This is a genomic window from Muricoccus nepalensis, assembly GCF_006438825.1.
Taxonomy (GTDB): domain Bacteria; phylum Pseudomonadota; class Alphaproteobacteria; order Acetobacterales; family Acetobacteraceae; genus Roseomonas; species Roseomonas nepalensis.
Map to the genome: position 1 here is coordinate 89673 of NZ_RCZP01000016.1, position 13334 is coordinate 103006.

Consider the following 13334-nt stretch of genomic DNA (forward strand, 5'->3'; position numbering starts at 1 on the left):
TCTGGCCGGGGCGTGCCGCCCCGGTGCGCGCGATGCCGTTTGGCCCGGAAGATGCCCGGGAAACCGATCGCGCCCGTTTCGCACCCCCCGACGGGGGCGCGGCCTTCGCTCGAAGATCCATCCATATGGAAGGCCCCGCGCGCATCGGGCGGCGGGGCCTTTCTTCGGCGGTTCGGCTTGTTGCAGCGCACAGATAGCGTGCCATGGGCCGGATTGCGAGAGATTCCGCGATGCTTGCGGCCCGTCCCGCGCATGCGCCCCCGTCATGCGGTCCCGGTCGGCGGGCGGGGGGGGCGGCCCTCCCGCGCCGCCGGGCCGGGGTCAGCCCCGCGGGGGAGCGGCCTCGCCGGGCATGTAGGGGGAGGGCGGCACCGGGCGGGGCAGGCGCGGCGGGCGGGCGGAGGGCGGCACGGGCGGCTGGACGTCGATGGCCGTCGGCGCGCTCTCGGGCAGGGGGACGGCGCCGGGGCCGGAGGGGGTGGCGAGAAGGGCGTTCTCGGCGCGGTCGAGCGCCTGGAGGGCCGAGCGGGTGTCGCCCTGGCCAGCGAGGCGGCGGGCGGCGGCGAGCTGGCTCAGGGCCGCGCTGCCCTGGGGCCGGGAGGCCTCGGTCGCGACGACGGAGTTGGTCAGCAGGCGGGTCTCGGCGCGCTCCAGCGCCTCGACGGCGGCCCCGGCGCGGCGGCGGACGAGGGCGGCGCGGGCCTCGGCGATCAGGCCGCGGGCGGTCTGGACGTCCAGGCTGTCGGCCATGGCGGCGTTGCGGTCCTGGGCGGGGACGTAGGGCACGGCCGGGCTGCCGCGCTCGCGCTGCATCTCGCGGATGGCGGGGTCGGCGTAGCCGGACTGGGCGAAGGCGGGGCCGGCGAGGGCGAGGGCCGCGAGGGCGATGGCGAGGGAGCTGGTCGGGCGGGTCATGGAGGGCCTTTGCCTGGTGGTCGGGTGCTGGGTGGTCGGGTGCTGGGTGGTGCCGGGCTGGAACGCGGCCGGGACGGGGCGGCTTCCCACGCCGGGGGCGCCTTGTCCCCCCGCGGGTTCCGGCCGCGGGAACGCCCCGCGGCCGTCGCGGGAGGGGGTCAGGCCCCGACGAGGGCCTTGAGGTCGGCCTGCGGGCGGGCGCCGAAATGCGAGATCGCCTCGCTCGCCGCCACGCTGCCCCAGCGGCCGCACTCGGCCAGCGGCAGGGCCTTCGCGTGGGCGGCCAGGAAGCCGGCGGCGTAGGCATCGCCCGCGCCGGTGGTGTCGATGACCGTGGTGGGCGCCGCCGGCATATCGATGACCTCGCCACCCCCGATGATGCGGCTGCCCTTCTCGCTGCGGGTGAGGGCGACGAGCTTGCCGGTGGCGGCGAAGGCGCGGGTGGCCTCGTCCACGTCGTTCACCTGGAAGAGGGAGAGCGCCTCGTCCTCGTTGGCGAAGACGATGTCGCAGTCGCGCGTGATGAGGTCGAGGAAGGCGGTGCGGTGCCGGCCGACGCAGAAGGCGTCCGACAGGGTGAGGGCGACCGCGCGCCCCGCGCCGTGGGCGATGGCGGCCGCGTGGCGGAAGGCGGCCTGCGCGGCCGGCGGGTCGAAGAGGTAGCCCTCGAGGTAGGTGACGGCGGCGGACTCCACGGCCGCCTTGTCCACGTCCGCCTCGCCGAAGGCGACGCAGGCGCCAAGATAGGTGTTCATCGTCCGCTGCCCGTCGGGCGTGACGAGGATGAGGCAGCGCGCCGTGGGGTCGCCGCCCTTCAGCGGCGCGGTGGGGAAGCGGATGCCGAGCGCCTTGAGGTCGGCCGCGAAGGCGCGGCCGGGCTCGTCGTCCGCGACCTTGCCGAGGTAGCCGGCCTTCGCGCCCAGCGAGGCGGCGGCCGCGCAGGTGTTGGCGGCCGAGCCGCCCCCGGTCTGCACGCTGGCGGTGAGGGAGGCGTGGATCGCCTCGGCGCGGGCGGTGTCGATGAGGGCCATGGCGCCCTTGGCCATGCCCCATTCGGCGAGCGTCGCCTCGGTGGCGGAGGCGACGACGTCCACGATGGCGTTGCCGATGCCGAGGACGTCGAGCGCTGCCCCTCCCGTGCCGGTTTGCGCCATGCTGGTCTTCCTTCGCGTGTTGCCTGGGCCGGGGAGGGATGGTTCCCCGGGGGCCGTCCGGCCGTGCCATAGCACGCGGCGCCGCGTCGGGCAGACCCCCCCTCCGGCCGTGCCGCCGGCCGTGCCGCGCAATTATCCGCGCCCGCCGCGCATCCGGCCGTTGTGCCCGATCTCCGGACCGTGATAGCCGAGGGACGCAGGTGCGGGGCCGGGGGGTTCCCACCGCGCCGGGTCCTCTGTCCGCTGGTTCGCGGCTTGCAAAGCCCTTGCACGCCGGGTCCGCCGGACGGTTCGCCGAGCCGGATCACGATCGCCTGCCTGCAGGGAAATGCCATGTCCGTCTTCCGCCGCCGCCCGACTGACCAGGGTCCGTCCGAACCCACGACCGTGCCGGTGTCCCGCGATCCCGACCTGGCCATGCCTCCGTTCCGTCCCACCCCGGGCCAAGCGCCCAAGGACCCCGTCATGAGCCTGCCGCCCAAGCCCACCATGCCCCAGGCGCCGACCGCGCCGGGCGTGACCATGCCGGCCCGCCCCGCCGCGCGCGCGGCCACCGCCGAGCGCCGCACGCTGGTCGTCGGCAAGGGCATCTCGCTCCAGGGCACGGTCGCGGACGCCGAGCGCCTGGTGGTGGACGGCACGGTCGAGAGCCAGATGATCCACGCGACCGAGCTGCAGATCACCCATTCCGGCGTCTTCAAGGGCGCGGTGCAGGTGGAGGACGCCGAGATCGCCGGCGTGTTCGACGGCACCATCACCGCCCGCGGCAGCCTCACCATCCGCTCCACCGGCCGCGTGCTCGGCACCGCCCGCACCCGGCGCCTCTCGGTCGAGGAGGGCGGGCAGCTCTCGGGCAGCATGGAGATGCTGACGGACGCCCAGGCCGCCGCGCCCCCGCAGGCGCCCTCGCCCGCGCCGCAGCCGAGCCAGTCGCCGCAATACGCGGAGCCCAACATGGCGCCGACACGCTACTGAGCGCCGCGCCCCGGCCCCGGGGCGCTTTCCAGGGGCGCGGCGGGACGGCCCGCGCGCCCGCCACCCTCTCCGAGCCAGGAATGGCCCAGGAATGGCCATGCAACCGGACACCGGCGCGCAGCCCCCCCGCCCCCCGGCCCGGGGCCGGACGGCCCGCCGGTCGCTGGGCGCCGCCCTGGCCATGGCCCTCGCGAGCTGCGCCCCCGCCCCGGACCGCACCGCCAGCCGCGTGCTGGAGGAGGTGCTGGAGAGCCACCGCGCGAGCATCGCCAGCCTCGACGCCGGGCCGGCGGCCACGCGTCCCCTGCCGAGCGCCCCCCTTTCCAATGCGCCGGCCGGCCGCGGGGCTCCCGGCAGCGTCTCCGCCCTTCTCGGCCAGTCGCGCGAGGGGGTGATCGCCGTGCTCGGCCAGCCCACGCGGCGGCGGCCGGAGGGGGAGGCGGAGATCTGGCTCTACCAGGGGCCGAACTGCGCGCTGGACGTCGTGCTCTACCGCGAGAACCGGACGCCGCGGGTCGCCTGGGCGGCGGCGCGGGCCTCGGGCACGCAGCGGCGGACCGAGGCGGGGTGCCTCTCGGAGCTGGTCTCGGGCTGAACGGGGCGGGCTGACCGCCCGGCGGCCTCAGCCCTTCGCCGGCGCGCGCAGGCCCAGCCGCCCGAGGCTGACCGCGGCGCCCGCGAGGGCGAAGCCCGCGCCCGCCAGCAGGAGGGGCGCGGTGGCGCCGTCGCCGAGCAGCCCGAAGCCGACGGCCACCACCGCCGCGCCGAGCGTCGTGCCCAGCAGCCGCGCCTGGGCGAGCATCCCGTTGGCCGCGCCCGCGCGCGACCGGGGGCCGGCGGTGAGGATCGCCCGGTTGTTCGGCGTCTGGAAGAAGCCGAAGCCGATGCCGCAGAGCACCATCCGCCAGACGATGTCGGGGTCCGAGGGCGCGGCCGGCAGCAGGGCAAGGGCGAGGAGCCCGGCCGCGAGGCAGCCCATGCCGATGCTGCTGAGGATGCCCGCGGGGTAGCGGTCCGACAGGTATCCCGAGAGGGGCGCCACCACGACGATCACGAGCGGCCAGGGGGTGATGAGCAGCCCCGTCCGCACCGCGTCGTAGCCGAGCCCGTGCTGGAAGAAGAAGGGCAGCGCGACATAGGCCACCGTCTGCGCGGCGTAGGAGAGGATGGAGGTGGCGAAGGAGAGCGCGAAGAGCGGGATGCGCAACAGGTCGAGCGGCACCAGCGGGTGCGGGCGGGCGCGCTGCTGGCGCAGCAGGAGGACCATCAGCGCGACGCCCGCGGCGATGCCCGCGAGGCCCAGGGCGGCCGAGCCGCCGAGCGCGTCCACGCCGAGCACGAGCAGCACGAGGGCGGCCGCGTTGAGCAACGTGCCCGCGAGGTCGAAGGGGCGGTGCTGGCGGGGGCCGGGCGGCAGATAGCGGAGGGCCATCGCGATCGCCAGCGCGCCGATGGGCAGGTTGACCGCGAAGAGCCAGCGCCAGTTCGCGACCGTCAGGATGCCGGCCGCGACGCTCGGCCCCAGGGCCGTGGAAATGGCGACGGTCAGCCCGAAGAGGGCGATGCCGCGCCCGAGCAGCCGGCGCGGGAAGATCGCCTGCATGAGCACCCCGCCCACGACCGAGGAGCAGGCGCCGCCCAGGCCCTGGGCCACGCGCGCGGCGACCAGCCCCCCGAGGCTCGGGGCCAGCGCGCAGGCGAGGGAGGCGAGGGTGAAGATGAGCGTGCCCGCGAGGTAGAGCCGCCGCGCGCCGATCCGCTCGCCGAGGGAGGCGAGCGGCAGCAGGGCGACGGCGGTGGCGAGCTGGTAGCCGTTCACCACCCAGACCGAGGCCGCGGGCGTGCCGCCGAGGTCGTGCGCGATGGTCGGCAGCGCGACGTTGGCGATGGAGCTGTCGAGCGTGCCGAGGAAGGTGCCGAGCAGCACGCCGAAGGCGGCGAGCAGCCGCCGCGGCATGGGCAGGCCGTCCTCCTCCTCCTCCGCCGGGATGGTCCCGCTCATGCGCCGGCTCAGGCCGCGGCCAGCGCGTCCCGCGCCGTCAGCCGCCCGTCGTAGAGGGCGCGGCCGATGATGACGCCGGCGATGGTGCCGGTCGCGCGCAGCGCCGCGAGGTCGTCCGGCCCGGCCACGCCGCCGCTGGCGATGACGGGGGTGGCGAGGCGCGCGGCCAGCGCCGCCGTAGCCTCGACGTTGACGCCGCCGAGCATGCCGTCGCGGTCGATGTCGGTGTGGATGATGGCGGCAGCCCCCGCGTCCTCGAGCCGGAGGGCGAGGTCGAGGGCGGTGAGCGTGCCGGTCTCGGCCCAGCCCTCGGTCGCGACCCGGCCGTCCCGCGCGTCGATGCCGATGGCGACGCGGCCGGGATGGGCGCGGCAGGCGGCGCGGGCGAAGTCCGGGTCCTTCGCGGCGGCGGAGCCGAGGATGACGCGGGCGATGCCGGCCCCGAGCCAGGCCTCCACGGTCGCCATGTCCCGGATGCCACCGCCGAGCTGCACGGGGCGGGTGGTGGTGGCGAGGATGGCGCGCACGGCCTCCGCGTTGGCGGGGCGGCCGGCGAAGGCGCCGTCGAGGTCCACGACGTGCAGCCAGGGGAAGCCGGCCTCGTCGAAGGCGCGGGCCTGGGTGGCGGGGTCGCCGTAGACCGTCGCCTGCGCCATGTCGCCGCGCTTCAGGCGCACGACCTGCCCGCCCTTGAGGTCGATGGCGGGGTAGGGGGTGAAGTCCATGGCGGTTCCTCGGCCGGCCGGCGTCGCCCGCGGCGGCTTATCGTTCGGGGGGAAACAGCGCGTCCTTGGAACGGCCGCGCACGGGCTCCAGCGCCTTGTAGTAGTGGTGGCCGGCGACGGTGCGGCCCTCGATCCGGGCGTAGGCGGGGTGGGTGCCCCAGCGCGTGTAGCCGAGCCCTTCGAAGAGGGCGATCGCGGTCTCCTGGGTCTCGCGCACGTCGAGGTTCAGGACGCGGTGGCCCAGCGCCGCCGCGTGCTCCTCCACCCGCCGCACCATCAGCCGCGCCAGGCCGTGGCCGCGGGCGTAGGGCGCGATGTAGGCGTGGGTGAGCTGGGCGGACCAGGCCTGGGCCTCGTTGTAGCGGGGCGGGCGGACGAGCTGGGCGGAGCCGACGGGGTGGCCGTCGAGGCGGGCCACGAAGAGCACGCGCTCGGGCACCAGCAGCACGCCGCGGAAGTGCCGCGTCAGCGCCTCGCGCCCCTGGGCGTTCACCCAGCCGAAGCCGCCGCCCTCGATGATGGCGGCGTCGGTCGCCTCGCAGAGGTCGGCGAGGTCGGCATCGGAGAGGGAATCGACGCGCTCGACGAGAAGGGTGTGGGTCGCCTGGGTCATGGGTTCCAGCGGAGGAAGTTCCGCAGGATCCGGAGCCCGACGGGCCCGGACTTCTCCGCGTGGAACTGGGTGCCGGCGAGGTTGTCGCGCCCGATCACCGCCGCGACCTCGCCGCCATAGGCGGTGCTCGCCAGCAACTCCTCGCGCCGGCCGCCGGCGAGGGCGTAGGAGTGGACGAAGTAGGCGTGCGCCCCCTCGGGCAATCCGGCGAGGAGGGGATGGGCCGCGCGGGTGTCGAGGGCGTTCCAGCCCATCTGCGGCAGGGGGAGCGGGGCGCCGTCCTCGCCGCGGGGGTCCATCGGCGCGATCTCGCCGGTGACCCAGCCGAGGCCGGGGGTCACGCCGTGCTCCAGCCCGCGCTCGGCCATGAGCTGCATGCCGACGCAGATGCCGAGGAAGGGGCGGCCGCGGTCCATGGCGGATTCCCGCAGCGCCTCCTCCACCCCCGGCAGGGCGGCGAGGCCGCGGGCGCAGGCGGCGAAGGCGCCCTGGCCCGGCAGCACCACGCGGTCGGCCGCGCGGACCTCCTCCGCGGTGGTGGTGACGGTGAGGTCAAGCGGCAGGCCCTCCTCGCGCGCCGCGCGCTCGAAGGCGCGGCGGACGGAGGCGAGGTTGCCCGAGCCGGGGTCGATGACCGCGACCTTCACGCCATCACCCCGCGGGCGAGGCCCGGGCGGGCGGAGAGGAGGCGGAGCAGCGCCTCCTCCTCGTCGCGCCCGGCGACCACGCCCTCGGTCGCGAAGCCGCGGCGGCGCAGCGTCCAGCGCTGGAGGTCGCGGGCGTGCAGGCCGAGCAGGAGCTGGAGCGCCAGCGTCGCCCAGCCCTCCCAGGGATCGGGGACGAAGGCGACGGCGGTGGCGAGCAGGAGGTAGCCGAGGAGCGCGAGCCAGAGCCCGTGGCGGATCAGCCAGAGGGGGCCGAAGAGAGTGGCCCAGCCGGAGAAGCCCTCCCGCACGAGGCGGGTGGCGGGTTTCCCCTCGCCGGCCCGGGCGTGGACGGTGAAGACCCGCATCACGCCTCCAGCACGCCCTTGGTGGAGGGGATGGTGCCCTCGGCGCGGGGGTCGGCCTCGACGGCCATGCGGAGCGCGCGGGCGAAGGCTTTGAAGAGGCCCTCGGCGATGTGGTGCGCGTTGGTGCCGGCGCGCTGCGTCAGGTGGACGGTCATGGCCGAGTTCATGGCGACGGCGCGGAAGAACTCCTCGAAGAGCTCCGTGTCCATCTCGCCGACCTTGTCGCGCGGGAAGCTCGCGGACCAGGCGAGGAAGGGGCGGCCCGAGATGTCGATGGCGCACTCCGCCAGCGCCTCGTCCATCGGGACGAGCGCCTGGCCGTAGCGGCGGATGCCGCGCTTGTCGGCGAGCGCCTTGCGGATGGCCTGGCCGAGGACGATGCCGACGTCCTCGGTGGTGTGGTGGAAGTCGATGTGCAGGTCGCCGACCGCCTCCACCGCGAGGTCCAGCATCCCGTGGCGGGCGACGGCCGTGAGCATGTGGTCGAGGAAGCCGATCCCCGTCGCGATCTCGGCGCGGCCGGTGCCGTCGAGGTCCAGCTTGAGGCGGATCCGGGTCTCGGAGGTCTCGCGGGCGATCTCGGCCCGGCGGGGGAAAGCGTCCATGGCGGCTCTTTAGACCCCCGGCGGTGTGGCGGCCAGCGGGGCCCGCCCCGTTATCGCGTCACCGCCGGCGGAGAATGTAGTTGATGGTGAGGTCGATCTCCGCGCTGTCCTCCCGCGTGCTCGTGGGGAAGGGCGGGACGGAGCGGCCGCGGAGCAGGGCCTGGGCCCCGGCGTCGAGCCAGATGGAGCCCGAGCGCCCGATGAGCTGCAGCCCCGAGACGCGGCCGGTGCGGTCGACCGTGAAGCGGACCACGGCGGTGCCGTCCTCCCCGGCCTCGGCGGCCTGGCGGGGGTAGTAGCCGTGCTCGCGCAGCCACGCCATGAAGGCCGAGCGCCAGTCGGCGCCGAGGTTGGCGCCGCGGATGCGAAGCTGGGCGTTCGGCGCGTCCGCGTTGGGCGGCGCGGCGGAGGCGGCGGCCTGCTGGTCCCGCCGCTGGCCCGACCCGCCGGGGGCGGCGGGCGCCGCGGGACGGCCGAGGCTGATCGGCGGCCCCTGGCTGAGGTCGAGCGCCCCCGCGAAGGGGGAGACGGGCCGGGCACGCGGCGGGGCATTGGGCGGCGCGGCCGGCGGGGCGGGGGCGGGCGAGGCCACCGGCGGGGCGGGCGGCGGGCGCGCGGGCGCGGCGGGCGGCTCCGGCACGAAGGGCGGCGGGAGGGGCAGCGCCGCGACCTCCGGCGCGCGCGGCGCCTCGACGGGCGGGGGCGGCAGGGAGAGTTCCGAGGGCGCGGGGCGCTCGGGCAGGGGCGGCAGGGCGCGCGCCGGGGGCGGCGCCGGCAGGACGGCCAGCGGGGGGACCTCGGCCGCCGGGGCCGGCGGCAGGGGCTGCGGCGGGGCGGGCAAGGGAGGCGCGGGCAGGGGCGGCGCGGGCGGGGGCGGCTCGAAGGGGCTGGGCGGGGCGAGCGCCTCGGCCGTTGCCTCGGGCGCTGGCGGGGCGGAGGGCGGCGCCTCGGCCGTGCGCGGCAAGGGCGGCGCCGGAAGGGCGCCGGGCGTCGGGGGTTCGAGCGGCGCGGGCGGTCCCTCGCTCGGCGGGGCCGGCAGGCTCTCGGGCGCGCCGCCCTCGTAGACGACGTCCACCGCGGCGGGGGAGCCGGGTTCGCTCATCTGGCGCGGCGGCAGGCCGAAGAGGGCCCACCAGAGCACCGCCAGGTGCAGCAGCACGGAAAGGGCGAGGGCCGGGCCCCGCCAGGGATGCCCCCGCCGCCCGCGGATCGCGCGGCGCGGGGGCGGCCGCAGGACGGTCCGGCCCGCGGAGAGTCCCGCCGCGCTCATGCCTGGACCATCGTCGACGCCACCCGGAGACCACCCTGCCCTTCGTTACCCCGCCAGATAAGCCGCCCGGCCCGGCGGGGGAACCGGTGCGATTGCAACAGGGCGGCCGGATCGCCACATGGGCGCCTTCACATGGCACCCATCATGAATAACACAGCACAAGACACCCTCGGCTGGCATGGCACGACGATCCTCTGCGTCCGCAAGGACGGGCGGGTGGCCATGGCCGGCGACGGCCAGGTCTCCATGGGCCAGACGGTCGTCAAGAACAACGCCCGCAAGGTCCGCCGCATCGCCGGCGGCCGTGTCATCACCGGCTTCGCCGGCGCGACGGCCGACGCCTTCACCCTGCTGGAGCGCCTGGAGGCGAAGCTCGAGCGCTTCCCGGACCAGCTCGAGCGGGCGGCGGTGGAGCTCGCCAAGGACTGGCGGACCGAGCGCAGCCTGCGGCGCCTGGAGGCGCTGCTCGCGGTGGCGGACAAGGACCGCTCCCTCCTCATCACCGGCCAGGGCGACGTGATGGAGCCCGAGGACGGCGTCATCGGCATCGGCTCGGGCGGGAACTACGCGCTGGCCGCGGCCCGCGCCCTGATGACGGTGGACGGCCTCGCGGCCGAGGAGATCGCCCGCCGCTCCATGACCATCGCCGCCGACATCTGCGTCTATACGAACGGGCGCTTCGTGGTGGAGACTCTCTGATGCCCCTGGACAACACCGCCGTGACCGAAGCCGTGAACCTCTCCCCGCGCGAGATCGTCTCCGAGCTCGACCGCTACATCGTCGGCCAGCACGACGCCAAGCGCGCCGTCGCCATCGCGCTGCGCAACCGCTGGCGCCGCCAGCAGCTCGCGCCCGGGCTGCGCGAGGAGGTGGTGCCGAAGAACATCCTCATGATCGGGCCGACGGGCTGCGGCAAGACGGAGATCGCCCGCCGCCTGGCCCGGCTGGCCAACGCGCCCTTCCTCAAGGTCGAGGCCACGAAGTTCACGGAGGTCGGCTATGTCGGCCGCGACGTGGACAGCATCGTGCGCGACCTGGTCGAGGCCAGCATCACCGGGATGCGGGAGGGCGCCCGCGCCGAGGTGCAGGCCAAGGCGGAGCTGGCCGCCGAGGAGCGGCTGGTGACGGCGCTCGTCGGCGAGGGCGCCTCGGGCGAGACGCGGATGAAGTTCCGCAAGCTCCTCCGCGAGGGCGGGCTGGAGACGAAGGAGGTCGAGGTGCAGGTGGCCGAGCAGGCCACGCCCATCGGCGCCATGGACATCCCGGGGATGCCGCCCGGCGCCGGGAACATCCAGGAGATGATGGGCAAGATGTTCGGCGGCCGGTCCCGCGCCCGGAAGATGACGGTGGCCGAGGCCCGCAGCGCCCTCCAGCGCGACGAGGCGGACAAGCTGCTCGACCAGGAGGCGCTGACCCGCAACGCGGTGGCGCATGCCGAGCAGAACGGCATCGTCTTCATCGACGAGATCGACAAGGTCTGCGCCCGCACCAGCGAGGGCGGCTTCCGGGGCGGCGACGTCTCCCGCGAGGGTGTGCAGCGCGACCTGCTGCCGCTGATCGAGGGCACGACGGTGAACACGAAGCACGGCCCGGTGAAGACGGACCACATCCTCTTCATCGCGTCCGGCGCCTTCCACCTCGCCAAGCCCTCGGACCTGCTGCCGGAACTCCAGGGCCGCCTGCCGATCCGGGTGGAGCTGAAGGGGCTGACGCGCGACGACTTCCGCCGGATCCTGACCGAGCCCGAGCACGCGTTGACGACGCAGTACACGGCGCTGCTGGGCACCGAGGGCGTCACGCTCGACTTCGGGCCGGACGCGATCGACGCGGTGGCCGAGATGGCCGCCGACATCAACGACCGCGTGGAGAACATCGGCGCCCGCCGGCTGGCGACCGTGCTCGAGCGGCTGCTGGAGGAGGTGTCCTTCACCGCCTCCGACCGCCGCGGCGATACGGTGCGGGTGGACGCGGCGATGGTGCGGGACAAGGTGGGGGCGCTCGCCTCCAGCACGGACCTGTCGCGCTTCATTCTCTGAGGGCATCCGGCGGGCGCCCCCATCGGGGCGGCCCGGCTGGCGCCGGGGGGCGGCCGCGCGCCCTCCCCGGCGCCGGTGGATTCGGACGCCGCGGACGTCCTGCTTCCTGCGAAAGCTCGCTCACATTTCCGTGAATTTGAGCATTTTAGGGAATGCGCTCGCGAATGACAAAAATTGCAACCTGTTTCAGGGGGAGAGAACCCTAACCACACGATAAGTTTATTTCTGGTGGAAAGCGGAGCGGAACTGTGCAACCTACCGGCAGGGGGCGCCGGCAAGAATTTCAAGTGCGTAACGAAATTCCGACGGGCGCCGGAGCCATCCACCCGGGCCCTCCTCCACTCCGCTCAGACGAGAACTCCATGAGACTCCCGACGATCGCCCCCGAGCAGAGCCCCGTTCCGGGAACGGCGGAGCGTCCGGGGGGGACGGACACCGTCCTCGTCGTCTGCCGGCCCTTCCGGCCCGATCCCGCCCTGCTTCCCGGCGTGAGCTTCCTGTTCGTGGAGGGCGAGGGGACCGGGTGGGAGGAGATCGAATCCGTCCGGAAAAACTTCGCTCGCGTCTTTGACAAGCCCCCACGAGGTGCGCCGGGTCGGATGTTAATGGCGCATGGGCAGGAGCTGGGCCGAGGCGTGGGCGGTTTGGCCGTGTGGTGGCCTGCCGAGGTGCGTTAGGACGACCTCTGGCGCGGGCGGGCGGTAGTGCAGCGAGGAGTGCGGGCGAACGGTGTTGTAGTGGCGGCGCCATTGCTCGATCAGGACCTTGGCCTCGGCGAGTGTGTTGAACACCTCGGCGTTCAGCAGTTCGTCGCGCAGCTTGCCGTTAAAGCTCTCCACGTAGCCGTTCTCCCAGGGGCTGCCCGGCTCGATGAACGCCGTCCTCGCGCCGACGCCGGTGATCCAGCCCTTCACGGCCGTGGCGGCGACGGCGCCATTGCTCGATCAGGACCTTGGCCTCGGCGAGTGTGTTGAACACCTCGGCGTTCAGCAGTTCGTCGCGCAGCTTGCCGTTAAAGCTCTCCACGTAGCCGTTCTCCCAGGGGCTGCCCGGCTCGATGAACGCCGTCCTCGCGCCGACGCCGGTGATCCAGCCCTTCACGGCCGTGGCGGCGAACTCGGGCCCGTTGTCCGAACGAACATGACCCGGCACGCCGCGCAGGATGAACAGGTCCGACAGCACGTCGATGACGTCAGCGGCCCTGAGTTGTCGGCCCACCCGGATGGCCAGGCACTCGCGGGAGAACTCATCGACGACATTCAGCATCCGGAACTTGCGCCCGTCCCGGGTACGGTCCTCCACGAAATCATAAGCCCATACCTGGTTCGGCCGCTCGGGGCGCAGCCGCACGCAGGAGCCGTCAGCCAACCACAGCCGACGACGTTTAGGCTGCCGGGCGGGTACCCTCAGCCCTTCACGGCGCCAGATACGCTCAACCCGCTTGTGATTGCACCGCCAGCCCTCCACCCGGAGCAGCGCGGTGATCCGGCGGTAGCCGTACCTGCCATACTGCCGGGCCAGATCAATGATGCTTGCCGTCAGCGCCTCCTCGTCGTCCGCTGCGCAGGGCACCTTGCGCTGTGTCGAGCGGTGCTGCCCCAGCACCGCGCAGGCTCTGCGCTCGGACACGCCGAACTCATCCCTCACGTGCCCCACCGCCGCGCGACGACGGGCGGGGCTCAGTATTTTCCCGACGCCGCTTCTTTCAGGATCACCTTGTCCAACGTCAGGTCCGACACCGCTTTCCGCAGCCGCGCGTTCTCCCGCTCCAGCTCCCTCAACCGTCTCACCTGGTCCAGCTTCAGGCCGCCGAACTCGGCCCGCCAGCGGTAATAGGTCTGGTCGGTCACCCCGATCGCCCGCACCGCCTCCGACACCGGCTTGCCTTGCGTGGTCAGCACCTCAACCTGCCGCAGCTTGGCGACGATCTCCTCGGGCGTGTGCGTCCTCTTCCGGCCCATCCTCTGCCTCCTCAAAACAGCCGCCGGTCCACATAACCGACGGACCGCTTCTACGGGGGCACGTCA

Annotated in this window: 13 protein-coding genes and 2 pseudogenes; 4 read left to right on the forward strand and 11 right to left on the reverse strand. The window is 74.5% G+C overall.

Translation table 11 applies throughout. The annotated features are described in order from the left end of the window. Positions 1–321: 321 nt before the first annotated feature. Both EAH89_RS16500 and EAH89_RS16505 read right to left on the reverse strand, forming a co-directional pair. Positions 322–1005 (reverse strand): hypothetical protein, encoded by a 684-nt coding sequence (locus EAH89_RS16500; RefSeq protein ID WP_140884798.1) that lies wholly within the window; start codon positions 1003–1005, stop codon positions 322–324. A 68-nt stretch (positions 1006–1073) separates the two neighbouring features. Next, positions 1074–2069, reverse strand: coding sequence for an adenosine kinase (locus tag EAH89_RS16505; RefSeq protein WP_140884800.1), 996 nt, complete (start codon positions 2067–2069; stop codon positions 1074–1076). A gap of 465 nt (positions 2070–2534) precedes the next feature. Here EAH89_RS16505 and EAH89_RS16510 point away from each other — a divergent pair, with 465 nt between their 5' ends. Both EAH89_RS16510 and EAH89_RS16515 read left to right on the forward strand, forming a co-directional pair. Next, positions 2535–3044: a bactofilin family protein gene (locus EAH89_RS16510; protein WP_140884802.1), complete on the forward strand. Its 510-nt coding sequence runs from the start codon at positions 2535–2537 to the stop codon at positions 3042–3044. Between the two features lie 97 nt (positions 3045–3141). Further along, a complete protein-coding gene (locus EAH89_RS16515; RefSeq protein ID WP_140884804.1) occupies positions 3142–3639 on the forward strand; it encodes a hypothetical protein in 498 nt (165 codons plus the stop codon). 27 nt (positions 3640–3666) lie between these two features. On the opposite strand, the gene EAH89_RS16520 is transcribed toward EAH89_RS16515, so the two are convergent. The 7 genes from EAH89_RS16520 to EAH89_RS33105 are packed head-to-tail and all read right to left on the reverse strand — an operon-like array spanning position 3667 to position 9271. After that, positions 3667–5046: an MFS transporter gene (locus EAH89_RS16520; RefSeq protein ID WP_140884813.1), complete on the reverse strand. Its 1380-nt coding sequence runs from the start codon at positions 5044–5046 to the stop codon at positions 3667–3669. 8 nt (positions 5047–5054) lie between these two features. Then, positions 5055–5771 (reverse strand): 1-(5-phosphoribosyl)-5-[(5-phosphoribosylamino)methylideneamino]imidazole-4-carboxamide isomerase, encoded by a 717-nt coding sequence (gene hisA / locus EAH89_RS16525; RefSeq protein WP_140884814.1) that lies wholly within the window; start codon positions 5769–5771, stop codon positions 5055–5057. A 37-nt stretch (positions 5772–5808) separates the two neighbouring features. Then, entirely contained in the window at positions 5809–6384 is a 576-nt protein-coding gene (locus EAH89_RS16530; protein WP_140884815.1) for a GNAT family N-acetyltransferase, read from the reverse strand. Continuing rightward, a complete protein-coding gene (gene hisH / locus EAH89_RS16535) occupies positions 6381–7031 on the reverse strand; it encodes an imidazole glycerol phosphate synthase subunit HisH (protein ID WP_140884816.1) in 651 nt (216 codons plus the stop codon). Before hisH ends, EAH89_RS16530 begins: the two co-directional genes overlap by 4 nt. Further along, positions 7028–7396 (reverse strand): DUF2628 domain-containing protein, encoded by a 369-nt coding sequence (locus EAH89_RS16540; RefSeq protein WP_140884817.1) that lies wholly within the window; start codon positions 7394–7396, stop codon positions 7028–7030. The genes hisH and EAH89_RS16540 overlap by 4 nt, the downstream gene beginning before the upstream one ends. Further along, entirely contained in the window at positions 7396–8001 is a 606-nt protein-coding gene (gene hisB, locus EAH89_RS16545; protein WP_140884818.1) for an imidazoleglycerol-phosphate dehydratase HisB, read from the reverse strand. Before hisB ends, EAH89_RS16540 begins: the two co-directional genes overlap by 1 nt. Before the next feature lie 58 nt (positions 8002–8059). Then, positions 8060–9271: an energy transducer TonB gene (locus EAH89_RS33105; protein ID WP_140884819.1), complete on the reverse strand. Its 1212-nt coding sequence runs from the start codon at positions 9269–9271 to the stop codon at positions 8060–8062. A 144-nt stretch (positions 9272–9415) separates the two neighbouring features. Here EAH89_RS33105 and hslV point away from each other — a divergent pair, with 144 nt between their 5' ends. Beyond that, the gene (hslV, locus tag EAH89_RS16555) at positions 9416–9970 is read left to right on the forward strand and encodes an ATP-dependent protease subunit HslV (RefSeq protein WP_140884820.1); all 555 of its coding nucleotides are present in this window, start codon (positions 9416–9418) and stop codon (positions 9968–9970) included. Next, complete coding sequence (hslU, locus tag EAH89_RS16560; protein ID WP_140884821.1) at positions 9970–11307, forward strand: ATP-dependent protease ATPase subunit HslU; 1338 nt, start codon at positions 9970–9972, stop codon at positions 11305–11307. The genes hslV and hslU overlap by 1 nt, the downstream gene beginning before the upstream one ends. Positions 11308–11909: 602 nt before the next feature. Here hslU and EAH89_RS33470 read toward each other — a convergent pair. Both EAH89_RS33470 and EAH89_RS16570 read right to left on the reverse strand, forming a co-directional pair. Next, positions 11910–12221 (reverse strand): annotated as a pseudogene (locus tag EAH89_RS33470) (integrase core domain-containing protein); the annotation flags it as partial. A 13-nt stretch (positions 12222–12234) separates the two neighbouring features. Further along, positions 12235–13268 (reverse strand): annotated as a pseudogene (locus tag EAH89_RS16570) (IS3 family transposase); the annotation flags it as partial. Positions 13269–13334: the final 66 nt, after the last annotated feature.